This window comes from Woeseia sp. D3-10 (assembly GCF_055809415.1).
In genome coordinates, this window is sequence record NZ_JBVVTW010000007.1 from 2,268,584 (window position 1) to 2,293,897 (window position 25,314).

Here is a 25,314-nt window from a genome sequence, read left to right on the forward strand (position 1 = left end):
CCTTTAACGGTTATCTAGATATACGCAATAGTGAGAAATCCGATGGTCGTTATTACCGCAGCGATCAATGCGTAAGGGAACTGCGTCAACGCATGTTGCATTGGTGTACAGCCGGTGGATTGCGCCGTCAGCACTGTTGCATCTGAGTAAAAACAAGCGTGACTGCCAAAGGTACTGGCAGACAGGGTGGCGCCAATTACGAGCGACATGTCGGCACCGAGATTGTTTGAGAGTGTGGTTACTATCGGCAAAATAATGACGAAAACGCCCCAGTTGGAACCGGTCATAAACGACACCAGCCCCATGGTTGAGAAGATAATCGCGGGCAGCAACTGCGCAGTGAGATGCGGTTGCATCGTGGCGACGACATAGTCTGCAAGCCCCAGCGCTTCGTTCACGTCATTGAGTATGAACGCGGCAACCAGTACACCAAGCGGCTCGACCATGGTCTTGAAGCCGTCGATGACTGTGTCGAAGGTATCGTTCAGATCGAGAATCCTGAATGCCAGGATTGCGATAACGGTGCCGGCCAGAGTGACGTAGATGCCTTTCAGGAAGTCTTTGTCGAACCAGATAGTGAGTAGCACCAGCGCCAGCATTGGCACCAGAAACATTGCAATGCGTGGGGTGACGCCTTCTTTCGGCTTTACCGCTCTGTTCGCTTTCTCGATGTGCGCGGCTTCCGGCGGGACCACTACGCCGGTTTCCTTGGCGCGCCGTTCTGCGGCCTTCATTGGGCCGAGGGCTGGCACAATGCCCGCGACCACGAGCGGCACCAGAAATATCGCTACCCACGCATACAACATGTAGGGAATGGCGCTGATATAGACGGTCAGGCCCTCGCCTTCTTCAGCAAGCCCGTTTGCTACCAGTAGTCCGGCAAAAAAAGCGCCCCAGGTGGAGAAAGGAATAATGACGCTGATCGGTGCTGCGGTTGAGTCAACGATGTACGCCAGCTTCTCTCGTGAGACCTTGTACTTGTCAGTTAACTCGCGCATGGCGGAACCGACGGCCAGGGAGTTCAGATAGTCATCAACAAACATCACTATGCCGAGACCCCAGGTGGCCATCAGTGCACCTTTCTCCGAGCGCACGCGGGCTGAGAGGCGTTCCGTGAAAGCGCCGGTTGCACCGGTGCGAATCAGAATGCCGATCAAGCTACCCATGAAGCCGCAAACAAGGATGACCCACGCAACATCTTCGTTGGTCATGACGCGAATGGATGATTCGGCAAAACCGTTGATAAAGCCGCCGCCGTGCAGAATCACCAGGCCGACTATGGAGCCGCAAACCAGCGACTCGATTGGCCGGCGTGTCCACAGGGCGAGCGCGAATACGCACAATGTTGGTACTAAGGATATGAAACCGGTTTCGATCATGACTTCAGTGGCTCCTTAATTGCGCCATTTCTGTGCAGGCCAGGCGCACCTGAGCTTCAAATTGAATTTTTGGGGGTACGTGTCGCTGTACTGTCAGCGAGTCTATTCCAGTGAATCCTGAAGTTCGATGCACGTCGAGACGCCGGCGAGTCACCACGGGTCTGAAACGTCCACGGGGTGGCGAGAAAGCCGAATTCATCGTGACCCGCAGTTCAACGGGTGCCAGGGTCGAGCCCGAAGTGCCGTCGCCGGAGGGCTTTGACAGCGTACCCTGAAATACCACGCCGACCATCATCGGGTAGAAGTGGCCATCGGCCTGCCAGGCTGGACCGGGCAATTCGGTCCCGAACCTGAGCTGAGCGCAAATCCGCTATTTGAAAGTCGGTTGATTGCCATGCAGAGCAGTCTGAGTCAAAGGGGATGCGCAGTAACCAGCGGCGGCGGCTGACAACGCCATGGCCGCTATGCCGACGCCGAGGGCACTGCCGGTACGAAAGTCGCGTCGCGCTGTATTCGGCTTCTCGGTCATTCGCTATCCGCCAGACTTGCCCCATTGGGCTATACGTTGTTGCATACTAGACGCTCGCTGCGAATGCCACAAGCGCAGGCACAGGCAGTACGGCCCCACTTGTTGTAACACCGCGGCTCAACTTCTAGTATCCGTCTCCCGTGCAGGACCAGAACCGTTGAAGGATAAGCTGTGAATGAAGTGACCTTGCCCAAGCTAATCGCTACATCTGTCGTGCGCGGCAGTCAGCAAGGCGAGAGTCATGGCGGTGTCTATACCATCGATTTCGCCCGCCAAGAGGCTTCGCAACGGTTGGACTGGAACACCGCCGAGATCGACTGGGAAGGCCGGGGCGCAGACCGTGGACTGCGCGGCGTCGAGTTTGACGGTGACGATGTCTACGTGGCCGCCAGTGATGAGTTGTTTGTTTACGATCGCGAGTTTGCGCCACTAAGGTCATTCAGGAACCGCTACCTGAAGCATTGCCACGAAACCTGCCGAATGGAACGCATGCTGTTCGTGACCTCGACAGGCTTCGACAGTCTTCTGGCGTTCAATCTCGACAGCAGGCAGTTTGAATGGGGGTTCCATTTGCAGCGTAGCGGCAGCGATTGGACGGGTCACACTTTCGATCCGCGCGGCGAGGCGGGCCCACGGCCGGTCAATGATTTCCATATCAATATGGTGCACGTCGATGACACCGGTATTTACCTGAGCGGACTTAAGACCAGAGCGCTCCTGCACATCAATAACCAAATGCAGGTGTCGACAGTTTGTGACCTGCCGGCAGGAACCCACAATGCACGGCCCTGGCTGAACGGCGTAGTTTTCAACGATACCGCCAGCGACTGTGTTCGCTATGTCAGCCGCGATGGCGCTGAGAAAGCGTTTAAGATCGTTTCCTATGACGAGTCGCAACTGCAGTACGCCGGTGTCGATGACACGAACATTGCCCGACAGGCGTTCGGCCGCGGACTATGCCCGGTCGGCGAGCGGTTTGTCGCTGCCGGCTCGTCACCGTCGACAATCACCCTCTACGACATCGCCACCAATCAGGTGGTGGGGTCGGTCAACTTGTCGATGGATATCCGCAACGCAATCCACGGCCTCGAAGTTTGGCCATTCGACTAATCGGTCAGGATGGGTTGCAGTATCTGAACCAGCTCATCCAGATGAGCTTCGTAGTTGCGCCACAAATTGACAGAGCTGGAATAAATAGGCCGCCGCACTTGTTCCGAGCTCGCCGTCTTCACGGCCCGGTCGGTTTCGTGGAAGCGCAAGCAGGCTTCCTCGAACGGTAGTCCGCAATAGTCGAGAAGTCGCGCCACCTGACCGTCAAGATCGGCGACGACATCCTCGTATTGAACGTCAAGTACGAAACCCGGCAAGACCGTGTGCCAATGATCCATCAGGCGCTGGTATTGCAGGTAGTACTCGCCCAGTTCGATCATGTCGTAGGTGAACGGCTGACCACTTGCAAACAGCTGTTTAAACGAACCGAAGCAACTGTCCAGCGGGTGACGTCGCGCATTGATGATTCTGGCATTTGGAAAGGCGAGCTTCAGCACACCGATGTAAACGAAGTTGTTCGGGTTTTTGTCTATAAAATACGGAGCGCCACTGCGAAATATTTCCGTGCGCTGCAAATACTCCGCAGCGATGCTTTGCCAGCCCGAGTGCTCCAGTTCGGCCAGCGTTTCCGGGAAACGCGAATGCCGGTTCTTCCCCCGCCGAACGGATTGCACGGCACGCGTCAGGTCACCGAGTTCGTGCGTGCCATCCACCTGGCTGTGACTGGCCAAAATCTGTTCAATCAATGTTGAGCCTGAGCGCGGCAGGCCGACCACCAGGATAGGCGTCACGTCCGACGCGGGTACACCCTCGTGTTTCGCAAAGAACTCCGCATCGAAAAGTTCAATGATCCGATCGTAGGTGGTTTCGGTTTCGACAGGGTCGTAGGATTCGTTGAGTCTCTGAATTTTATTGCAGGCCGCAAAGTTCTGAAATGCGCCGCTGTAGTCCTTGCGTGACTCGAGCTCCAGACCGAGCGCGTTGTGCAATTGCGCACGAGAAACATCTGGCAGTGATTCGTCGCTTAGCAGTTTCTGCATGGCGGCGACCTCGTCGTCTTCAAACCGAAAGGTCTTGAGATTGGCGAGGCTCCAGTAGGCTTCCGCGTGGTCCGGCTTGACCGCAATAGCGCGGCGATAGCTCGCGATCGCCTCGTGCTGATGGCCGATTGTCTTCTGGTGATGCGCCATGGCACACATGGCACCTGCCTTCTCCGGTGCCATGGCAATCGCACGCTGATAAGCTTCAATAGCCTCCTCGTGCGCGCCGGTCATGCCGATCGCGCCGGCGTAGGCCATGTACGATTCGGCACTGTCCGGCGCCAGTCGCAACACTTGTCGGGCACTGTCGACGGCGTCGTCAAGCTGGTCCATTTCCCGTTGCACGTTGGCAAGGTCGAGCCAGGCACGTGCGTGATCGGGTGCAAGTTCCAGTACTTTCCTCAGGAAAACTTCGGCGTCGCGGAAGCGTTTGTGGTGCACGGCGATGCCCGCGAGCAGCCGGGCCGCTTCGACATGCGTTGGATCGCGGGTGAGGATGTCGCGATAAATCATCTCAGCCGACTGCAGGTCGCCACTGGTTTCGAATGCCACCGCTTTCCTGAGGTCATCCTCGAAAGGTCTGCGTTTTGCAGGGGCCTGAGCTGCGCGAGCCTCGTTAACAGAATTCTCAAGTTGTGTTGCTCGACCGAGTTTCTCATGCGTCAGGTTCCTGCTCGGGTCCAGCCGAATCGCAACCTCATAGGAGGCACGCGCATTGCCCGGGACTCCTTTCAGAAGCATGAGATCGCCGTGTATCTCGAACGCAGGCGCAAAGTCGGGGACTACGCGAATCGCTTCATCGATGTACTTTTCAGCGTTATCAAACTGCTTCAACGCAATGCTGGCCTGTCCCGCGAGGCATAGAAAACGGGCATCGCCCGGGGCTGTTGCAAGAAACTGATCACAAAGTCGTACGGCTTCGGCAAAGTTGCCTGTGCGGAGCTGCGAGACTGCAGCATTTAGCTTTTCATTCTGACTCATGGCGGGAGTTCAGCATAACTGACGAGCGAGTGCCAGACCCGGGCCACGGGTAGCGTCAGCGGAGATAAGCCGGAAGCGAACTGCAGGATGATGAGCTGGCGAACAGAGTTTGAACCGGGTCAAACGTTGTCGAAGCATCGGCAAATTGCGGTGCACCGGAAACTTAGACTAGTGTGTACACTGCGCTCTTCTTCCATTCTTGCATTGCCTTGCGCGCACGGGCAGCGCTGCAAACAGTCTGTGAACCAGTAAGACATTGAAGACTTTCAAAAAAGCCGTAAGAGAAAAGGACTTTGCGGTCACTGCGCAATTGTTTCTGCGTCCGGAAACCGATGCGCAGGCCATTCAGGTTCAGGCTGACGTATTAAGAGACGCGGTGGACGGCGTTCTCCTCACCGACAATCAATTCGGCCAGTTGCACATGTCAACGATCGCGGCCGCAAGCATTCTGCTGGATCACGGGGTTGATCCGGTCATTCAGCTGTCTAGTCGCAATCGCAACAGGATTGCGTTGATGAGTGATTTGCTGGGTGCGGCAGCAATGGGCGTTAGCAGCTTGTTGCTGGTTGCGGGCGAACGAGCCCCTGACAGCTTCCAGCCAAAGCCAAAGCCGGTCATGGATTTGACCGCGACCGACCTTATTCGTACCGCATCAACGATGAATGCGGATGAAGACCTTGCCCACAAGCCTGACTTCCTGATCGGCGGTATCGTGACGCCCGTGATGCCAAAGCCAAACTGGGGTGCCAGGAATTTGCGGGGAAAAATTGAAGCCGGCGCACAATTCCTGCAGACCCACATCTGCATGGATGTGAATCTGTTGTCCCGATACCTCGGGTTCTTGGTGACCAATAAACTCATTCAGCAGACCAGCGTCATTGGTGCCGTCGCTGTGCTTGGCTCAGTCGAAGACGCAAACTGGATGCGTACGAACAGGCCGAACACGATGCTGCCGGATAGCACCATTGAGCGCTTGCAGGCGGCCAAAGACCCGCGCGAAGAAGGAATCAGGATTGCTGCGGAGACAATCAAAGCAATGCGCAATATCCCTGGAATCGTCGGTGTAAATATAATGGCAGCCCGGGACCTGACGGCAATCCCTGCAGTCATTGACGCGGCGGAACTGCATGGCTGACGACGTTCGCCATACTCTGCAGCAGGTCATTCGCCTGATGCAGGCGAATGACAGCGATGCGGCGGAACGGGAGTGCCGTCGAGGACTTGCGCGCTGGGAAAATGAAGTCAATCTGATCGCGATGCTGGGCGCTGTTCTCGCCAGTAAAGGCGACAGTGAGGAAGCCGAGAAACACCTTCGCCTGGCGATCAGGCTGGAGCCGGCATTCCCCAAGCCCTACGAAGACCTCGCCGTGGTACTGCTCTCGCGTCAGGATCACGAGGGTGCCATTCAGTTGTTTCAAAAGGCACTTGCGCTCAATCCGAATCAGGCTTCCGCGTTGCATGGCCTCGCTGTCGCCCTGGAGCATGCTGGCCGCAATGCTGAGGCCAGTGAACTGCGAGGTCGCTTGCATGAAGTCATGCCGATCGGGAATTTGCTGCAGGACGCCGAGGCATTGCGGGCCCGGGGAAATTCCGCTGAGTCTGAAAAAGTCTGCGATGCGATCTTGCGCCGCGAGCCTGCGAATACGAATGCTCTGCGGGTGCTTGCGAAAGTGGCGACAGACAATGAGCGTTTTGCGGTGGCCGAGGGCTACCTGAAGCGAATCGTCAAGCTATCTCCGGGTCGTCCTGATGCATTGTTCGAGCTGGGTAAATTCCTGCGCGACCGTGATCGTTATCCAGAGGCGATTGCTGAACTTCAGGCTGCGGCACGTCTGGCTCCTGATGATCCCGAGATTCAATCCTACCTGGGCAATATGTACGGTGTCGTAGGTCAAACGGAGGACGCGTTACTGGCCTATGAGCGTTGTCTCGCCAGTTCGCCCGATCACCCGGCGGCCCTCATCGGTCGCGGTCATATGCTGCGTATGGAGGGCCGCGCAGAGGAGGCCCGGGAAAGTTACGCGCAGTGCACGCGGGTTCATCCGGAGATTGGAACTGCGTGGTGGTATCTGGCCAGTCTGCACGGCTTTGTTGCGAGCGACGACGATTGTCTTCTAATGCAGAAGCAGCTCGAAGCTGGCGTCAGTGATCCGGAATCCGAAGTTGGATTTCACTTTGCTCTGGCGCGTGCATTCGAGAATAGACAGCGGTTCGATTCGGCCTGGCAACACTATTCGCTGGGCAATACCGCCAAACGCCGTCTGGTACGTTACGACCCGGACAAGTTCAGCAGAGATAACCGCCGGATCAAAGAGGTGTTCTCGCGCGCCTTTTTTGCGGGCGGTGCGGCGCGTACAGCAACTGACCCGACCCCGATTTTTATACTCGGCATGCCACGTTCCGGCTCAACGTTGCTTGAGCAGATACTTTCAAGTCATAGCCAGAGTGAAGGCTGCGGCGAGCTGCCCACCATCATCACGCTGACCTCAAGCTTGCCCGCTAAACGGCCGGGTAGCCTGCACTATGCTGAGTTGATGGAGCAATTGAGTCCCGCGGAGTTGATCGGTCTCGGGCGCAGTTATCTCCAGAGTACTGCGGCCCGATGCAGTGACGGTTGCCGGTATTTTACGGACAAGATGCCGGCCAATTTTCCGCACGTGGGTTTTATCCTCAGTATCTTGCCGCACGCGAAGATCATCGATGCCCGCCGTAACCCGCTGGCAACCTGTGTCGCCAATTATCGTCAGCTGTTCGCGCAAGGTAAGAATCAGTCCTACGATTTGAGCGAGCTCGGCGACTACTACCTCCAGTACATCGAGATGATGGCGCACTGGGATGATGTGCTGCCTGGAAAAATACTGCGGGTGCAGTATGAAGATGTCGTGGCTGATCTTGAGGGGCAGGTTCGTCGGCTGCTGGATTTCTGCGAATTGCCTTTTGAGTCCTCCTGCATCGAATACCACAAGAGTCGACGGCCTGTTAACACCGCCAGTGCGGAGCAGGTGCGGGAGCCGCTCTATGCCAGCGGTCTGGACTTTTGGAAGCACTATGAGCCGTACCTTGACGAGCTTCGGGCCAGGCTGGCACTTGTCGTGTAGGTCGATTCGGCCAGCGCATTACGTTGTCTTGCTTACAGACTGGCCCTCATTTCCGGCGGCGACCTGATCCGCTGGTACGTAGTCAAAAATAAAGGTAATGCGATCTTCTGCGCCCTTGTTCATCACGGAATGGGTCTTCTGGTTGTTGATCTCGTAGGCCTGGCCGATCTCAAACCGGTACGGTCGGCCATCAATCATGAACCGAACCCTGGGGTTGGTGGTTATCGGGATATGGATCCGGTGGCCAATATGGAACGACGGGTGTTTGTCATAATGCGGGCTGATGACCTTGCCGGCGAGTAGTTTGGCGGCCATCGCGCGAATGACGGTGCCGCCCGGCGGGTAGTGTTTTTCAATGATCTGGTTCATCAGCGGCAACGCCGTTTCCGCGAGCCGCGGCCAACCGGGCTCCCTGCTTACGACCAGTTCGGGCCAGCGATCGAGATTAACGAACAGCATCACGATCGACTGGGTTGCATGGTGAACTTCGAATTCTTCCTGGCGGTACTTGTCCTCGTTCCAGGCATCAGCGTCCTGACTGAGAATCGCTTCTCGTAGTGCGCTGGAATCGATGCTACCCAGCTCGCGCAGTGGTGTGTCGATATTCATAGATGGTCAGACCCGCAAGTCTTGCCTGTGAATAACTGGCCGAAGGTGTCGCTGGCCAGTTGCGGTGCGCACGGCAGCGTTGCTGCGGCCAGCAGCATGTCTCGAATCGCCGGTCATAGTGTGCGTGTTCTGCATAGTGCGCCCCAAGAGGTTATGCCGGATGCGTTATTCGTCGTCGTTGGCCGACGTGTAGTGGACGTGCGAAATGCGCCAGCCATCGTCAGTCTTGAACCAGACATCGGTCTCGTGGGCTTTCTGGCTGCTGAGTCTGTTGCCCGGATATTCCGTTTGAATCTCAACCTGATAGGTGGCAATCGCGGCGTCGCCGCCGGGGCTCATCTGTATCCGGATATCTGAAAGCGTATTCTTCCGGACGCCACCGCCGGAACCGATCAACTTGTACCAGCTGTCACGATACGATGTCAGCTTGCTGCGGCCGGAGTTGAACCACAGCGTTGCATCGTCGGCATAGAAATCAAAATACTTGTCCAGGTCGTTCTGCAGGTAGGCGTCATTGAACTCGACCACCAGAGCGCGGATTTCGTCCTCTGGTTCAGCTGCGCTAGCAAAGGCAGGCAATGCGATGAGCGCCAGAACAACGAACAGATTCTGAACGGTACGGGTCATGTGAGTATTCCTGTTGGGATGCGGTGTAGCCCGGACATTGCCGTTGCGATAGCGGCCGTGTCAACTGGCTTGCAAGGCCGGCGATTAATGACCTGGGCCTAGCTGCTTGCGCAGAGTCGCCAACTGTTCAAACGCGCCGCCAGTTTTTAATGACGACTCAATAAATGCCTGCAAAGAATGAAATATTCTCACGCCGAACATGAGTTTTACTCATCAGGGCTAACCTATGTGTTCGATAAGGATATAGATTTGAAAGGATTTAATGACTGTGTCGAATTTTGAGCCAGCGCGGAAACGGTTATCATGAGTTTGATTTGTTTTCTAGACGTACCTAAGATACAAACATAAATTGCCCATACGGGCTATGACTACGCTTCGGCCGGTTTTGCTGGTGCAACGATTGCTGATTTCGGGGGAAACTATTTAATGAATAGTACGCACAAACTCATGTCGCTCACACCGGTGGCTGCTGCCGTAACGGCGGCTCTTTGCCCAGGCCAGTCGGTTGAGGCTCAGGAAGCTGCCAGCCGGACAGACTTCCTCGAAGAGATCACCGTAACCGCGCGCAAACGAACGGAGTCTGCACAAGAAATCCCGTCTGCCATTCAGGCTATTTCGCAGGATTCGCTGGCCTCGATGGGCGCGAAGGGCATGGAGGACTACGCTCGGTTCGTGCCTTCGATCAACGTTGTTTCCTACGGCGCAGGCTCCAGTGTGGTGGTGTTCCGTGGTGCCATTACCGGCCCCAGCTTTATCGGCCAGGCAACATCATCGGTGTACCTGGACGAAATCTCGGTTACCCAGACCGGCTCGCAGCCGAATATCCGCACGGTCGATATCGCTCGGGTAGAGGCGCTGTCAGGCCCGCAGGGAACGTTGTACGGCTCAGATGCACAGGCAGGAACATTGCGCATCGTGACCAACCAGCCGGTACTGAACGAATTCGAAGCGATGTTCGACAGTGAATTGCGTGGCGGCAGCCAGAGCGATGTCAGCTACCGCAGTTCGTTGATGTTCAACGTGCCGCTGGTCGATGACACGCTCGCCATGCGGGTGGTCGGTTACAAAGATCACGACGGCGGTTACATCGACAACGTTTTCGGCCGGACGGCAGACTCGTACGGCTTCGGTGAGAACAAGGCGCCTTCAGGGTGGGGAACGCTGGACAACAGCGCGTCCGTGAAAGACCGCTGGAACGATGCAGATGTAGTAGGTGGGCGCATTCACCTGTTGTGGAACATGAATGACCGCTGGTCAACCACGCTGTCTTATCACCATCAGAGCACCGATTCCGGCTCAGAAAATTACTACGATCCCTACGTTGGCGATCTGCAAACCGTCCGTTTCCATGATGAATGGCGGAAAGAAGATTTCAACATGGCGTCGCTCAAGATCGACGGCGATCTTGGCTTCGCGCAGCTGGTCGCGGCCGTTTCGTACTACGAACGGACCGCTGAATCGCAGTTTGATAACACGAACTACGCTCATTACTGGGCGGCCCAGTACTGCCACGATTCTTCGTACACTCCGAACGCAGCAATGCCTTACTACTGGACGAATCCGGAAACCGGCTACCTGGTTTTGTTCCCGGTTTATTGCCAGGGCCCGACCGTCGAATCTGACTATCTGACCAAGAGTAAAGGCAAGTCGGATGACGACAAGCTGACAGCTGAAATCCGCTTGTCCAGCGAAGGCGAGACCTTCGACTGGATCGTGGGTTTGTACCGTGAAGAAAGTGGCAATGGTGCGTTGGAAGGTACGCCATTTGCCGTGCCGACCACAGGCGGCGATGGCAGCAACGAGATTTACCAGAATTCGGTCTCCCTGCAATACTGGGAAATGTACTGGTCGAATTATTACGGCACACCGACCACCTACCCAAATGCGCAAGCTCACTGGTATTCAGGCGGTCACACCGACTGGGAACAAACCGCAGTGTTTGGTGAAACCACCTGGCACATCAATGACGAATGGGACCTAACTCTCGGCGGACGCTACTTCGATCGGTCAAACGAACGCCAAACCTGGGTCGATCACCCGGGCGGGCCAGGCTGGTCTTCCGGCGAACCGGATACGACGTCCGGCGACCGTGATTACCGGGTTGCGAACAATGGTGCACCGCCCAAAGTGTCGGGCGGCGAAACCCAGTTCATTCCCAAGATCAGTCTGAACTACAACTTTGCTGACAACAAAATGGTCTATGCCTTGTACACGCGGGGTCTGCGTCAGGGCGGAGTGAACAACATCCGTGGCGAACCGTTCTTCCCGCGGGCGTACGAGTCGGACATCATGGATAACTACGAAGTTGGCTTCAAATCAACCTTCGGTGAAGGTCGAGGCCGCTTCAATATGACCGCTTACAACATGGTCTGGGACAAGTATCAGCTTAGCCTGGTCGATCCTACCGATCCGCCGTGTGAAGTGAACGGTGTTATTGACTACGAACTCAGCATTGCCGGAGTGTGCGGCCAGCCGTACCAGAACCTGATTGCCAATGCGGGTAACGCGCATATCGATGGCGTGAACGTCGAACTGGACTACGCACTTGGCGAAAACTGGACACTCGGCATGAACTACGAGTGGATGGAAGCTGAGACCGATACGGATCAGGATCTGACTGGCGACGGTGAGCCGGATCTGGTTGCGGGTTTGCGTTTGCCGCTGGTGCCGAGTTCGAAGGCTGCCTGGTGGGTTGGTTACAGCAAACCGACAAAAATGTTCGGCGGTACCGAATTCACGGTTCGTACCCAGTGGTCCTACACGGGCGACAGCCTGACGATTCTGGACCCGAGAGGGCTCGAGGATCCGAATCCACAGTTCAAGTCCCCGTCCTACGTCATCGGCGATTTGCGATTCAGTCTTGATGCTGAAGACTGGGGTGTCAGTTTGTTCATCAATAACGTGACGGATGAGCGGGCGGTTTACACGACCGGAACCGGCACCTTCGAATGGGGAGCTGCACAGACCGCAGAAGGTCGCGCACATCACAGCTCGCTGTTTGTTGCCCGGCCTCGCGAAGCGGGCGTGCGCTTCTGGAAGGGTTGGGGAGAGTAAACCCGGCCCGGACCTGTTGAGGCTGCTGTGACGGATAAGAGCAAAGGCAGCAACTCCCATGACCGTGACCTCGGTATGGGCAGGCTCATCGAGCGCCGCGACTTCTTACAAGGCGCGGCGCTCACGCTGGTGGCCGGTGGCAGTATCCCGTCGCTGGTCTTCGGCGCCGATGCGGACGCTGCTATCGCAGCCCAGAATCAGCCGGGGTACAACCCTCCAATCCGAACAGGTATGCGCGGCAGTCACCCGGGTTCTTTCGAGGGGGCCCACGCGCTGCGGGACAATCCGCAGGCCATTGCAAATGCTGACGAGACGGGTGAGCACTACGACCTGATCGTTGTCGGTGGCGGAATTAGTGGATTGGCCGCCGCGCACTTTTATCGCAAGGCCGCAGGTCCTGACGCAAGAATTCTTATCCTGGACAATCACGACGACTTTGGCGGCCACGCCAAGCGCAATGAATTTCAGGTCGACGGCAAACTGCTGATCATGAACGGCGGCACCGCCGGAATTTCCAGTCCGACCCCGTACAGTGCTGTTGCTGACGGATTGCTGCAGCACCTCGGCATACACCCGCTTGAATTGGCGGACGCGACCTACGATCAGGATGTGTACCGCAAGTACAAACTGGGTTCTGGCGTCTTCTTCGATCAGGAAACCTTTGGGGCTGACAAGCTCGTCTTGCAATCGGGTGGTCGCCAACCATCGGTTGCTGAAACGGCCGCTTTTTTGGCACAAGCACCATTGAGTGAAGTCGTTCGCAAAGACATTCTGGCCATAGAAACCGGCAGCATCGATTACCTGCCCGGTTTGTCAGACGCCGCCAAAAAGGATCGCTTGTCGCGCATAAGCTATGCCGATTTTCTGTTGACGGTCGTCAAAGCCGATCCCGCTGTCTTGCCCTATTATTTTCACCACACCGACGGTCTCTGGGGATGCGGTATCGATGCTGTTTCCGCACTTGATTGCTGGGGCGTCGGCTTTCCCGGCTTCGAGGGCCTGAATCTGCAGCGCACAGCGACCGGACGCATGGGTTATACGCCAGGCAAAGATATTGAAACCGGTGGCTCCTACCGCTATGCGTTTCCGGATGGCAACGCGACAATCGCGCGGCTGTTGGTACGCGATCTGATTCCGGAAGCGGTGCCGGGCACAACGGTGGAGGATTCCATCGCTGCCAGAGTGAATTACGCTAAGCTGGATGACGACGCTGGTAACGTGAATATTCGGCTGTCCAGCACAGCCGTGCATGCGACCAATACGAAGGGTGGTGGCGTAAAGGTCACCTACATGCGTGACGGCAAGGCGTATTCCGTCCGCGGCAAGCACAGTGTGCTGGCTTGCTGGAACATGATGATTCCGTTCATCTGTCCGGAACTGCCCGAGCAACAAAAAACGGCGTTGCACTATCTTGTCAAAACACCGCTGGTCTATACGTCGGTGGCGCTAACGAATTGGCGTGCATTCGCAAATCTCGGCGTGTCACGCCTTCGCTGTCCCGGTGGTTATCACTCAAGCTTCAGCCTCGATACCGCCATGGACATTGGCGACTATCACAGTGCGAAATCACCGGACGAACCGGTTATGGTGCATATGACTCGTGCACCGGCACAGCCTGGTCTTAGTGAGCGGGAACAGCACAAGGCCGGTCGGGCAGAGCTGCTTACCACGCCTTTCTCAACCTTTGAACGCAACATTCGCCGTCAAATGAATCAGGTCCTGGGTTCCGGCGGCTTTGATGCGGCAAAGGATATCGCTGGTATTGCCGTGAATCGATGGCCACACGGGTATGCGCCCGAGTACAACTCGCTCGTTGATCCCGACGCAGGACTTCCTTTGCTGACAGCACGTGCGCGTGCCGGAGCCATCTCCATTGCCAATGCGGATAGTGGTGGCGGTGCCTACACGGACGTCGCTATAGACCAGGCGCACCGGGCCGTGGCGGAGCTTATGTCGGCCTGAAGACCGGACTATCTTTCTCGCCCACTTAACTGAGAAGAACATGCCTTCAAGACTGGATATCACACGCCGGGATTTCCTGAACGGAGTCGCTCTGGCCACTGTAGCCGGCAGCACACTGTCGCCTCTGGACCTGCTTGCCGCGCAATTACCGGCTGATTACTATCCGCCGCTCAAGACCGGCATGCGTGGCAGTCACGCGGGTTCGTTCGAAGTAGCGCATGCCGTGGCCTGGGCCGGGCATAAATACCCGACTCCAAAACGGCAAACCGATGATGTGTACGACATGATTATCGTCGGCGGTGGCATCAGCGGGCTGTCTTCAGCGCTCTTCTACCATCAGCGCGCCGGTGCGAACAAGAAAGTGCTGGTACTCGACAACCACGACGACTTCGGCGGTCACGCCAAACGCAACGAGTTCAATGTCGACGGTCAAACTCTGATCGGTTACGGCGGCAGCCAGTCGATCGACGGGCCAGGGAATTTTTCGGCGGCGTCCAGTCAGTTGCTTAAAGACGTCGGTATCGTCACTGAACGCTTCTACGATTACTTTGATCAGAATTACACCAAGAGCCGCGACCTTGGCAGGGCAATATATTTCAGTGCCGATGTCTACGGACGCGACGTCACGGCACCAAACCTGTTCCGTGGCGGGTTTGGTGGCGACCCGGACGAGCTCAATGCAATTGTCGAGCAGTACCCGATCTCCGGGGAGTCCAAAGCCGCGTTACTGGGGCTAATGCGGGATGAGACGGACCATCGACCCGAACTCAGTCGCAGCGAAAAGATCGATTTTCTTGGCAGCATTGCTTACACAAAATTTCTGCGCGAGTACCTCAATATTCCCCGCGAAGTGACTGACGTACTGCGAGACACAATTCTCGGCCTGTGGGGAGTAGGGTGGGATTCGCTGTCCGCGCTTGAAGCCTACCGATCAGGAATGCCAGGCCTGCAGCATATGGGTATCGGCGAACTCGAAGAGGAGGGCCACGAACGAGACGAGCCTTATATTTTCCACTTTCCGGACGGCAATGCCGGTGTGGCCCGATCGATCGTTCGCAGTTTGCTGCCCGAAGCAGTGCCCGGAAGTACGATGGAGGACCTGGTAACGTCGCGGGTCGACTACAGCCAGTTGGATCGCAACGGGCGGCCGACACGGATTCGTCTCAACAGCACTGCAGTCAACTTGAGTCATACCCCCGATCAAGAATTCGTTGACGTAACGTACGTAAACAACGGCGACGTCTATCGTGCTCGTGCAAGACACGTGGTGTTCGCCGGGTACAATGCACTACTGCCGCATCTGTGTAGCGAAGTCCCGGCAGAGCAGAAAGCTGCCATCGATTACGCGGAGAAAGTGCCGCTCGTGTACACCTCAATCGCGGTCCGCAACTGGAAGGCGATGGCTGAGTTGGGTTACAGCAGTGTGTTCATTCCCCAGTCGAAATACATATACTCGTTCGGTCTGGATTTCCCGGTCAGCATGGGCGATTACACGTTCACGCAAAATCCGGAACAACCGACAATCCTGCACGGTTCGTGGGTGCCGTCCGCGCCGGAGCAGGGGCTTAGTGCGCGTGAGCAACACGTCGCCGGTCGTCGCCAGCTCTACCAGTTGACCTTCGATGATTTTGAACAAGACATTATTGCCAAGTTGTCGGGTGCGTTAGCGCCCGGTGGCTTCGATGCAGAACGGGATATTGCCGCGATCACCGTCAATCGATGGCCGCATGGCTATGCCTACGAATACAACGATCTGAGTGACCCCGCCGGCTTCACGCCGAAGAACGGTCCGCACGTCGCTGGTCGTGCACAAATCGGTCGAATTTCGATTGCCAATTCAGATGCGTCTGCTTATGCCTACGTCAACGGTGCGGTTGATGCCGCGGACCGGGCGGTCAACGAGCAGATTCACACCGGCTGAACGCCTGCCCCAATTGACGATACCGCCCCGATTCGGGGCGCATCCCGGCTCAGTCGATTACGCGTAGCGGGTGCTTTTGCGCTGAGCGAGCAGGCTGCTTTTAACGGGTTTTCGCCCGGTATTCGCGCCTGATTCTGCCGCGTACACCTCCCTCGCCATTGTCAATTTCGTTCATTCGTGGATAGAATGCAGCTATTCTTGCCCAGATAGGCTAAATTCTTCATGTCGACAGCCAACGACTTTTTCGCGGCCAACCCGCAACTCGATTCCCTGGATCTGATGATTGTGGACGCCAATGGGTGTTTGCGCGGCAAGCGCCTGCCAGCCGATGAAATCACGGACGCCATGGTCAACGGCGTCCTGTTGCCACAATCACTTTATGCTTCGGATATCTGTGGACATACGGTGCCCGGAACAGGATTGGGTATAGAGTCCGGTGATCAGGACCGGCTTTGTTTTCCGGACCCGACAACCTTGCGCCTCGTTCCCGGCAGCAACAACCGTGCCGCTCTGTGCATGCTGGATATGCAGAACAATGAGGGAGGGGCGAACGAGGCAAGTTCGCGTCAGGTACTCCGCAATATCATTGCAAAGTTTCATGAGCGCGGACTCAAACCCACTGTGGCGATCGAGCTGGAGTTCTACCTGGTCCGGAATCGGCTCGAGCCCAACGGTATGCCATCTCTGTTGCTCGACCCGGTCAGCGGTACCACCACAAAGCAAACGCAGGTTCTGAGTCTGGATGATCTCGATGATGTCGGACCGTTCATTGAATCCGTACGCGAAGCCGCGGCATTGCAATCGGTGCCTGCCTCAGCCGCGTCGGCTGAGTACGCGCCTGGCCAGTACGAGATCAATTTGCGGCACACGGACGATCCGCTTGCCGCCTGCGACGATGCAATCTATCTCAAACGTATTGTTCGTCGTGCCGCGAAACAACACGGGATGCTTGCCACGTTTATGGCCAAGCCGTTTGAACACCTGTCCGGTTCAGGATCTCACATCCATATCAGCCTGCCCGACGATAAAGGAGTCAATCGATTCCAGGTCGAACCCGAAACAATGAAGTTCGCGGTCGCGGGTCTGCAGAAAACCATGCGGGAAGCGATGTTGCTATTCGCCCCGAATGCGAACTCATTTCGGCGCTATCAGGAAGGCTCGTACGTCCCTATGTCGCCAAGTTGGGGTTACAACAATCGTTCGGTTGCCTTACGAATACCTGCTGGATCAGCGGAAGCCACCCGCATCGAACACCGCACTCCGGGTGCCGATTGCAACCCCTACCTGGCCATGGCCGCCGTCCTGGGAGGAATTTTGTACGGGCTCGATGTACGCGAGCAACCGCAGCCCCCGTTTGAAGGCGATGCGGCAACTCAGTGCGAAACCAGCCTGCCGACCGATTGGCTAACGGCGATCAATGAATTCAACAGCAGCCGATGGGCCAAAAACTACATCGGGACAGAATTTCAAACGCTGCTGTCCATCATCAAACGCGCGGAATTTGCCGAATTCCAACGCCGGGTTCCGGCCGTGGATATCGAGTGGTATCTGCATTCTGCGTAGTTCCGAAATGGGAGAAGTATCATGAGTACCAACAAGCCGCTGCAGCCGGCAGCCTCGAACGGCGCCAGCAATTTCCGCGATCTTGATCGAATGCACCACCTGCATCCCTTCACGGATCTGCAGCAATACGCGAACAAAGGTGGACGGGTTGTATCTAGCGCGGAACACATTTATATCCATGATGCGACTGGCAAGAAAATCCTGGATGGAATGTCTGGCTTGTGGTGCTGCAATTTGGGTTACAGCCAGCCTTCGATTGTCGCCGCTATTACCGAGCAACTGCAGACGCTGCCCTACTACAACAGTTTCTTCAATTGTTCGAATGAAGCCGCAATTACGCTTGCTGCCGAACTCGCGAACGTTATGCCGACGGGGTTCAATCGTTTCTTCTTCACCAATTCGGGGTCAGAAGCAAACGATACCAACATAAGGCTTGTGCACCGCTACTTCGATATTCTGGATCAGCCGCAGAAGAGGATCTTTATCAGTCGCAAAAATGCCTACCATGGCAGTACGATTGCAGCGTCGAGCCTCGGTGGCATGTCTGCCATGCACAAGCAAATTACGGGTCTCACTTACGTCGAGCACATTGAGCAACCCTACTGGTTCGAAAACGGTGGCGACCATACGCCCGAAGAATATGGCGTAATCGCAGCGCGTGCCCTTGAGACCAAGATCGACGAGCTGGGTGAAGAGAATGTCGCCGCGTTCATTGCCGAACCTATTCAGGGCGCAGGCGGTGTCATTGTGCCGCCGGCAACGTACTGGCCGGAGATTCAGCGGATCTGTGACGAGCGCGACATCCTGCTGATCAGTGACGAAGTGATCTGTGGGTTTGGTCGCACCGGCAAATGGTTCGGCTGCGAGACCTACGGCATGAAGCCGGATTTGATTACGTTCGCCAAGGGCGTCAGCAATGGTTTTCAGCCATTGGGTGGTGTCGCGGTCAGCGATAAAGTAGCGGATGTCATCACTACGAGTGACGGTGAGTTCGCACATGGTTTCACCTACAGCGGCCATCCGGCGGCTTGCGCTGCGGGCATCGCGACGATAGGTTTGCTACGTGACTCCGGCATTTTGGAGGACACTCAGGAACGCCTCGGACCCTACTTCCGGCAACGCTGTCAGGAGCTGTCCGAGCACGCCATTGTTGGCGAGGTCCGAACGCAAGGGATGCTGGCGGCGTTTGAGTTGGTCAAGAACAAGGACTCGAAAGAGCGTCTTGGGCCGGATGGTGTTGGAGCGCAATTCGCAAGGGACAGTGCGATCGAGAACGGCTTGATGGTAAGAACCGTTGGCGACTCAATTATTTCGGCACCGCCATTCGTTTGTACAAACGACGAGATCGACCTTCTCATTGAGCGGCTGGTGGCCGCACTCGATACCGCGCGCGACAAGTTTGGCGTCCGCGGCTGAATAGTTACCAATAGTTCAGCTGGCTTTGCCGCGCACGATTGAATTGACGAGCGAAACAATTCGCAGCTTGTACCGTGAATCGTCCGCAAAGAGTGTTGGCCTGAACGCCGAAACGGTGTGCAGGCCTTCGAGGACCGCAATGGCCGTCAGTACACGTCGTTCCAGTTCTTTCGCCGGGACATCCGGTTCCAGGCGGCGGGCGAAGCCGAGCAGCGCTTGCGTAAAAGACTCGTAGATTTCATCGCGTTTGCTGGCGATGCGACTGCTGGACTCGGCGACTGAAATTATCTGCGAGAAAAACACGCGCACGGTCGGGTCCTGGTATTCGTCTATCCAGCGACTGACGTAGTCATCGAATGCCGCCTGTGGATCGTCGTCGATTGTATCGGACTCAGGATGATGTCTCCGGTAGTACTCGGAGAGTTCATGGTCGATAACAGCCAGCCACAGAGATTCCTTGGTTGGGAAATAGTAGCTGACATTGCCGTCACTTATGCTGAGCCAGCTGGCCACGCTGCGCTTGTTCAACGCCCGAAAGCCGTTCTGGGCAATAATGGCAGACGACGCCTCGAGAATTTGGTTGACCCGTCGGCTTCCCTTGCTGGTCAACTCGGTTCGAACGACCCCGGTAGTCTTTTCTTTGCCCATCTGACTCTGCCGCAGTTCCAGTAGACCAGTACGAAGCTGATCGAAAGTTGGTCCATATTAGCAAGTTAGTGAAGACGCCGCCGTCGATTGTGGTTGCGATTCGCGAGTCGAGCGGCGCCGTTCGATAACCGCTGCTATTGAACAGTCGGAGCGTGACTTGTCGCGGGTGTTCGCCGACTTTCGACGATCGAATCGCTTGGCCAGGGTAAGTATTTCCGAACCGGGTAAGGCCTGCTCCTCCGGCTCCATTCTCTATTTTGGCGCTCTGGCTCTGTCGCGGTTGCTGGTTTAAATGACAAAGACGAATGCGGGCTAACCAGGCTTCAATCGCATGAAGGACTCGGAGAGCCCGGTGTGGTGAGCATTTGTTCTGCCCGTACTTACGTGACCCGGCGCAACTACTTGTCAACGTGTATCGATACGGTCTCAGTAAGCTGGCTAAGCTTGCGGCAAAGCAGGTCGATTTTTCGTGGATCTTCCGCTGCGAAAGCGAGCTGCACTTCCACAAGGTTATTGTCCCTGATTGCGGTAGCGGACGATTCGGGCACGATGGATACAGTGCCTACAAGCCCGAAAACCCGGCAGAGTGACATAGGCGAATTCTCGACAGCGAGGTGTACTGTGAGTTGCGCAGCAAGGTGATCCGGCGTTGCTGATTGAGTGCGCGGCGCTGTGGAGTACACGTCCTGCTGCACAGCGACGCCGGCGGACAGTGTCATGCGTGATCCTCTGCCAGCGATTGTGACGAAGCTGCACTATGATGCGTCGGTGTTGCTGCCGATTCATTGCGGAAATGCCACCGAACCGCGCGGGCAGTATTGGGATTGAGGGTTGCCGGGCGCGAAGTCGTTGATGTCGTCAACCCGGTCGCGGACTCGTTATAACGAACCATTCCCGTGTGATTGCGAAAACCGACGGGGCGATTCCGGTCCGGCTTCTCGACATTCATGCCTGCTCCCTCAGTCGTATGTTACGCATAGAGTAACCGTCAGAAGGCGAATTTTCTTATCAGAATCCGCTTAAATTGCCACAAAGTGGAATAATTAATGCGGAAATCCCAGTTTAACTGTATAAAATAACCGACCTATGGAATTCGACAACATTGACCTCAAGATCCTCCGACTTTTGCAGTCCGAGCCCGATATCACCGCCGCCGTGATCGGCGAGCGCGTCGGGGCGTCGCAGGCGACCTGCTGGCGCCGCATTCAGCGGTTTCGCGACGAAGGACTCATCCCTGATCAGTTCGTTACCCTGGATCGCAAGAAAGCCGGGTTCCAGGCCATGATCTTCGCGCAGGTGAAGTTGAGTACTCAGGGCCGAGCGAACGTGGCGGCGTTCTCGGAAGCCGTCCAGAAATTTCCCGAAGTACTCGAATGCTACGTACTGATGGGCAGCGTCGATTTTCTGCTGAGGATCGTTGCCAAAGACATCGAAGCCTACGAGCGTTTCTTTTTCGAGAGTCTGTCTCAGTTACCCGGCGTGCAGGAAATCACCTCGACAATCGCCTTGTCTGAAATCAAACGGACCGGGGCCTTGCCTATCTAGTCGAGAAAGTGCCCGGCGATGCGGCGGTCAGGCCGACTCTGGTATCTGACCGGTTCGGCTGAAGTCCCGACTACCGCGTTTCAGTTTGCGTGCACTGCTCACCGCTAGCGTCTTCAAGCTGACACCGCTGGTAATCAATCAGCCGTTTGCCTTTCTCGTCAACAAAGTGCTCAGGAAGGATGACCAGCCGGCTCATAAGGTCGAGCCGGAAGTTTCTAAAGTCCTGACGCGTTTCGCACCAGGCGGCGAGCAACCAGACGGGCCCGAAAAAAGCGAGGCAAAGTGGCCGCACCGTCCGCGTTGTTTTCGCGCCGCTCAGCGCCTGATAGTTAAACGTCACCTTATTGCGCGTTCGAATGGCGCGTCGCAGCGAAGAGAAATCGATCGTAATTGTTGCTTTGGCCCGACTGGCTGGCGAGAACAATGCGGTTTGCAGTATTTCGGCACGCAACGGCGCTGGCAACACGACCGTTATCTTGTCGATCGCGCGCTGTGCCGCACGTGCAATGTCCCGGTCACCCCAGCTGTCTACCATCTGTGCGCCAAGTGCCAGCGCATCGAGTTCTTCGACATCGAAGACCAGCGGCCGTACGGTGTAGGCGCGATCCAGTACGTAGCCTATGCCGGCTTCGCCAATGATGGGCACATTGGCGGCGCAAAGATCGGCGATGTCTCGATAAACCGTACGGACACTGACGTCCAGTTCGGCGGCCAGACAGCCCGCCGTCACGGCTCGTTGTCGCGCTTTAAGGTATTCAACAATTCGAAACAGTCGATCGGCTCTGCGCATGGCGCCACTCCCTCATTCAGTACTGTGTAGCTTACTGACAGTCTGCTGACAACACGCTGTCAGGAGGGGTATCGGATGCTACTCCTGTGCCCACCTGACCAGGAATGCCGCCATGATCACGCTCTACCACCACCCGTTTTCCCAGCACGCACGGCGCGTCACCGCACTGCTTGATGAGGCAGCAATACCGTATGAAATTCAGCATGTTGCGCTGAATGAAGGCGCTCACATGCGAGCCGAGTACCTGGCGGTGAACGCGAACCATCAGGTGCCCACCCTGATCGATGGCACGCTGAAAATTCACGAGTCGAACGCGATACTCCGGTACGTCTGCAATAAGAATGCGCTGATCGATTGGTACCCGGCGGACCCCGAAACGCGGGCAGTCGTGGACCAATGGCTGGACTGGAATCAGTGCCGGCTGGCACAACCGGTGATGGATATCGTCTTCAATAAAGTGTTCTTGGGGGCTGACGCGGATACGTCCGCTATCGCACGAGGCGAATCGCAAATGGTCGAGCTTGCGGACATTCTCGCTGGCACCCTATCGAACAGCGACTATCTGGCAGGCAGTAAACCCACTATCGCAGACCTGTCAGTAGGGTCGAACCTCACCCAGTTGCTGCTTGCGGAGATGACAATGGATCACCCCGTGGTAGAGGCGTGGTACCAGCGCCTGTCGCTGATTCCGGGGTTCGCCAAATCGCTGCCCAGCTAAAATACGCACACGCCTTGGGTGATCGGTCAGAGCCTTGCGACACCTCGGTATCTGCTTGCAGTAACGGCCGCGCAATCCGTGATGCCGATGTTCGCAGCCACCGCCTGGACCCGGTAATCACGAATAATGTCGGCTAGTCTGAGCTAGCCGTTGTAACTTCGCTGCCAGATTACTCGATCAGGTCGGCCCGAATAGCCTGACCCGGAAAAACACCTTGTACGAAATCGCCGTTCTGTCTAATCACGACACCGTTCACCATGACGACTTCTATACCGTACGGCGCTAGCAGTGGTTCCTCGTAAGTCGCCCTGTCAATCACCACTGCGGGATCAAATACCACTATGTCGGCATCCATGCCGACTTGCAGGCGACCCTTACGGGCCATTTGTGGCACCGCATCCTGCAACGACAAAGCGGGCAGTAAAGTCATCTTTCTTATTGCTTGGGGAAGTTCCAGCAGCTGCTCGTCACGAACGTACTTCCCGAGAACTCGAGTGTGCGTGCCCGCAACTCTGGGATGTGTTTCGCCGTCGTCCCAGCCGCCATCCGACGCAATCTGGGTCAGCGGATGGGCAATGCATTTTCTAATCCACTCTTCCCGCATCCAGTGGATGATTACCCAACCGCCTTCTTCGCGATATTTTTCGAAGGTAGCCCGCGTAAGCCTCTCGCCCGTTGCTGCCCACTGGTATTGCCTGAAGCGGTCGTCCGGCCATTCGCGCCATGTGTCGAACATTGCCGCTTGAATACTGGTTTTTCCTGCCGTATACGGGTAACACTCCGTTGTAATGGGAAGACCGCGTGCCGATACTCGATCCAAAAAATCAAGATAGATATCGATGTACTCGGCAGATACGGAGTTGAGATGGCTGATGTGTATTGATGCGCCAGTGATAATCGATCCCGCGATTACCTCGTACATCGCATCGTGGTCGGTTAGTGGGTCCCACGCCCGCAGATGAATTTGCGTGCTGCGCCCATACTTTGCGGCCAGTCTGAAGACTTCAAGAACCTCGTTGTTGGTTGACGCGGGGAAGTACTCGGGACCAATTCCTACAGCTGGTGCGCCGGCTTTCAGCCCGGCTTCGACGACTTCGAGAACTTGAGAGAACTCCTGCTGAGTCATCGCATGGTTCTCAATCTTCGAAACATCAGATTGCCGTAACTCGCTGGGCAAGTAAGCGATACCCTTCCGGACCTCAATCTCGCCCTCATATGCGACCTTGCTGCGTGCCGCCCCTTCGCTGCTCGAGAAACCAAAGTTGATTATCGCCGTTCCATCAAGTGCTGAGTAAGCCTCGGCGACGTCAATTGCCCCTTCTTCAAGATTGAAAGTGGTTGTTACGCCATCAGCGCTGCGCAGCCGAAACAGATCCATGCCAAGGTCATAGGTATTGCGATCAATAAAACCCGGCGACACCACTTTGTTTCTGGCGTCGATCAGGTTTTTGCCGATAAGCGGCAGTTCGGAGACAGCGAGTATCCGGCCGTCTTTGACTCCAACATGCCGGATCGCATCAAGCTGTGTTTCCGGGTCAATAACCCGCCCATTGTTGATCACAACGTCGTACTCAATCGCGCATGCTGACGAGAACGCCAGGTTGAGAATCGTAACGATGCAAGTGATTCGGGCCACAGAGCGCTCCTGACGTAGCCGCTGGTTAGCAAATTACGCGAGATTTCGGTCATCGCAGTGCATGAATATCTGCATCGCACAGACGTGGGACTGCCTGCAATGCAACCTGAATGTGTGCAGTTCATAGAGTACTGCGACACAGGCTGTGAGGTCGAATGCGTCCTGTCAGGGGTGCGGGCAGCAATATGGCTGCGCCTGGTTCGGCCGCAGGCAGCTGGAGTACTCGTGTTCCGCGCGCTGACAAGGTCGCCAATGCACGGCGACGAATTTAGATCTTGACCTTCCCATAATGGGAAGGTCTACGATAACGCTACGTTTCACGGTTATTGGCAATGAAAGAGGAATGAGGCGATGAAGATCAGTCAGGCCGCCGCCGCTACAGGTTTATCGGCGAAACGCATTCGCTACTACGAGGAAATTGGGCTGTTACCTGCCACCGGCCGCAGCGAAGCCGGCTATCGGCAGTACGAGGCCGCCGATATCCACACCTTGCGGTTCATCCGCAGCGCCCGGCGGCTGGGTTTTGCGATGCCGCAAATCTCGACGTTGTTGGAGCTTTGGCACGACAAGGGCCGCAGCAATGCGTCCGTCAGGGAGATCGCACGCGAACACATTAATGAGCTCAACGGCAAGATCAGTGAACTGCAGGCGATGGTAAGCGCGCTGACCGACCTCGCGGATCGTTGTCACCGAAGTAACCGCCCCGAATGCCCAATCCTTGAAGAATTGGAAAAGAGCACCTGCTAAA

At 56.3% G+C, this 25,314-nt stretch carries 21 protein-coding genes; 11 read left to right on the forward strand and 10 right to left on the reverse strand.

Annotation, left to right across the window (positions count from 1 at the left end):
- Positions 1 to 14: 14 nt before the first annotated feature.
- Entirely contained in the window at positions 15 to 1,379 is a 1,365-nt protein-coding gene (locus tag AC0L8N_RS10575) for a Na+/H+ antiporter NhaC family protein (protein WP_473667612.1), read from the reverse strand.
- 370 nt (positions 1,380 to 1,749) lie between these two features.
- Positions 1,750 to 1,908, reverse strand: coding sequence for a hypothetical protein (locus tag AC0L8N_RS10580; RefSeq protein WP_473667613.1), 159 nt, complete (start codon positions 1,906 to 1,908; stop codon positions 1,750 to 1,752).
- 171 nt (positions 1,909 to 2,079) lie between these two features.
- Between AC0L8N_RS10580 and AC0L8N_RS10585 the strand changes: the two genes are divergently transcribed.
- Positions 2,080 to 3,018, forward strand: coding sequence for a hypothetical protein (locus AC0L8N_RS10585; RefSeq protein WP_473667614.1), 939 nt, complete (start codon positions 2,080 to 2,082; stop codon positions 3,016 to 3,018).
- Here AC0L8N_RS10585 and AC0L8N_RS10590 read toward each other — a convergent pair.
- Positions 3,015 to 4,979: a tetratricopeptide repeat-containing sulfotransferase family protein gene (locus tag AC0L8N_RS10590; RefSeq protein ID WP_473667615.1), complete on the reverse strand. Its 1,965-nt coding sequence runs from the start codon at positions 4,977 to 4,979 to the stop codon at positions 3,015 to 3,017. The two genes, AC0L8N_RS10585 and AC0L8N_RS10590, sit on opposite strands and share 4 nt — an antisense overlap.
- Before the next feature lie 256 nt (positions 4,980 to 5,235).
- Here AC0L8N_RS10590 and AC0L8N_RS10595 point away from each other — a divergent pair, with 256 nt between their 5' ends.
- Both AC0L8N_RS10595 and AC0L8N_RS10600 read left to right on the forward strand, forming a co-directional pair.
- The gene (locus tag AC0L8N_RS10595; RefSeq protein WP_473667617.1) at positions 5,236 to 6,114 is read left to right on the forward strand and encodes a methylenetetrahydrofolate reductase; all 879 of its coding nucleotides are present in this window, start codon (positions 5,236 to 5,238) and stop codon (positions 6,112 to 6,114) included.
- A complete protein-coding gene (locus AC0L8N_RS10600; RefSeq protein WP_473667619.1) occupies positions 6,107 to 8,077 on the forward strand; it encodes a tetratricopeptide repeat-containing sulfotransferase family protein in 1,971 nt (656 codons plus the stop codon). Before AC0L8N_RS10595 ends, AC0L8N_RS10600 begins: the two co-directional genes overlap by 8 nt.
- An 18-nt stretch (positions 8,078 to 8,095) precedes the next feature.
- Here the strand turns inward: AC0L8N_RS10600 and AC0L8N_RS10605 are convergent, their stop codons facing one another.
- On the reverse strand, positions 8,096 to 8,686 hold the full coding sequence (locus tag AC0L8N_RS10605; RefSeq protein WP_473667620.1) for an aspartyl/asparaginyl beta-hydroxylase domain-containing protein: 591 nt from the start codon (positions 8,684 to 8,686) through the stop codon (positions 8,096 to 8,098).
- Between the two features lie 165 nt (positions 8,687 to 8,851).
- Positions 8,852 to 9,313, reverse strand: a complete 462-nt coding sequence (locus AC0L8N_RS10610; RefSeq protein ID WP_473667621.1) for a YybH family protein — start codon at positions 9,311 to 9,313, stop codon at positions 8,852 to 8,854.
- A gap of 426 nt (positions 9,314 to 9,739) precedes the next feature.
- Between AC0L8N_RS10610 and AC0L8N_RS10615 the strand changes: the two genes are divergently transcribed.
- From AC0L8N_RS10615 to AC0L8N_RS10635, 5 genes are all read left to right on the forward strand, one after another.
- The gene (locus tag AC0L8N_RS10615) at positions 9,740 to 12,367 is read left to right on the forward strand and encodes a TonB-dependent receptor (protein ID WP_473667622.1); all 2,628 of its coding nucleotides are present in this window, start codon (positions 9,740 to 9,742) and stop codon (positions 12,365 to 12,367) included.
- A 27-nt stretch (positions 12,368 to 12,394) separates the two neighbouring features.
- A complete protein-coding gene (locus AC0L8N_RS10620) occupies positions 12,395 to 14,329 on the forward strand; it encodes an NAD(P)-binding protein (protein WP_473667623.1) in 1,935 nt (644 codons plus the stop codon).
- Positions 14,330 to 14,369: 40 nt separating this feature from the next.
- Positions 14,370 to 16,250 (forward strand): NAD(P)-binding protein, encoded by a 1,881-nt coding sequence (locus AC0L8N_RS10625; protein ID WP_473667624.1) that lies wholly within the window; start codon positions 14,370 to 14,372, stop codon positions 16,248 to 16,250.
- 222 nt (positions 16,251 to 16,472) lie between these two features.
- Entirely contained in the window at positions 16,473 to 17,813 is a 1,341-nt protein-coding gene (locus AC0L8N_RS10630) for a glutamine synthetase family protein (RefSeq protein WP_473667626.1), read from the forward strand.
- 21 nt (positions 17,814 to 17,834) lie between these two features.
- Complete coding sequence (locus tag AC0L8N_RS10635) at positions 17,835 to 19,229, forward strand: aminotransferase (protein WP_473667627.1); 1,395 nt, start codon at positions 17,835 to 17,837, stop codon at positions 19,227 to 19,229.
- 15 nt (positions 19,230 to 19,244) lie between these two features.
- Here the strand turns inward: AC0L8N_RS10635 and AC0L8N_RS10640 are convergent, their stop codons facing one another.
- The 3 genes from AC0L8N_RS10640 to AC0L8N_RS10650 all read right to left on the reverse strand — a co-directional run bounded on the left by AC0L8N_RS10640 (position 19,245) and on the right by AC0L8N_RS10650 (position 20,826).
- Positions 19,245 to 19,877: a TetR/AcrR family transcriptional regulator gene (locus AC0L8N_RS10640; RefSeq protein ID WP_473667628.1), complete on the reverse strand. Its 633-nt coding sequence runs from the start codon at positions 19,875 to 19,877 to the stop codon at positions 19,245 to 19,247.
- Positions 19,878 to 20,275: 398 nt separating this feature from the next.
- Positions 20,276 to 20,596 carry a hypothetical protein gene (locus AC0L8N_RS10645; protein WP_473667629.1) on the reverse strand — a complete coding sequence of 107 codons (321 nt, stop codon included), beginning with the start codon at positions 20,594 to 20,596 and terminating at the stop codon, positions 20,276 to 20,278.
- Positions 20,593 to 20,826 (reverse strand): hypothetical protein, encoded by a 234-nt coding sequence (locus AC0L8N_RS10650; RefSeq protein ID WP_473667630.1) that lies wholly within the window; start codon positions 20,824 to 20,826, stop codon positions 20,593 to 20,595. Before AC0L8N_RS10650 ends, AC0L8N_RS10645 begins: the two co-directional genes overlap by 4 nt.
- A gap of 137 nt (positions 20,827 to 20,963) precedes the next feature.
- Between AC0L8N_RS10650 and AC0L8N_RS10655 the strand changes: the two genes are divergently transcribed.
- A complete protein-coding gene (locus AC0L8N_RS10655) occupies positions 20,964 to 21,422 on the forward strand; it encodes an Lrp/AsnC family transcriptional regulator (RefSeq protein ID WP_473667631.1) in 459 nt (152 codons plus the stop codon).
- Positions 21,423 to 21,492: 70 nt separating this feature from the next.
- On the opposite strand, the gene AC0L8N_RS10660 is transcribed toward AC0L8N_RS10655, so the two are convergent.
- Positions 21,493 to 22,212 carry a helix-turn-helix transcriptional regulator gene (locus AC0L8N_RS10660; protein WP_473667632.1) on the reverse strand — a complete coding sequence of 240 codons (720 nt, stop codon included), beginning with the start codon at positions 22,210 to 22,212 and terminating at the stop codon, positions 21,493 to 21,495.
- Between the two features lie 112 nt (positions 22,213 to 22,324).
- Here AC0L8N_RS10660 and AC0L8N_RS10665 point away from each other — a divergent pair, with 112 nt between their 5' ends.
- Positions 22,325 to 22,930, forward strand: coding sequence for a glutathione S-transferase family protein (locus AC0L8N_RS10665; RefSeq protein ID WP_473667633.1), 606 nt, complete (start codon positions 22,325 to 22,327; stop codon positions 22,928 to 22,930).
- 169 nt (positions 22,931 to 23,099) lie between these two features.
- On the opposite strand, the gene AC0L8N_RS10670 is transcribed toward AC0L8N_RS10665, so the two are convergent.
- Positions 23,100 to 24,566, reverse strand: a complete 1,467-nt coding sequence (locus AC0L8N_RS10670) for an amidohydrolase family protein (protein WP_473667634.1) — start codon at positions 24,564 to 24,566, stop codon at positions 23,100 to 23,102.
- A 351-nt stretch (positions 24,567 to 24,917) separates the two neighbouring features.
- Between AC0L8N_RS10670 and cueR the strand changes: the two genes are divergently transcribed.
- Positions 24,918 to 25,313, forward strand: a complete 396-nt coding sequence (gene cueR / locus AC0L8N_RS10675; protein WP_473667635.1) for a Cu(I)-responsive transcriptional regulator — start codon at positions 24,918 to 24,920, stop codon at positions 25,311 to 25,313.
- Position 25,314: the final 1 nt, after the last annotated feature.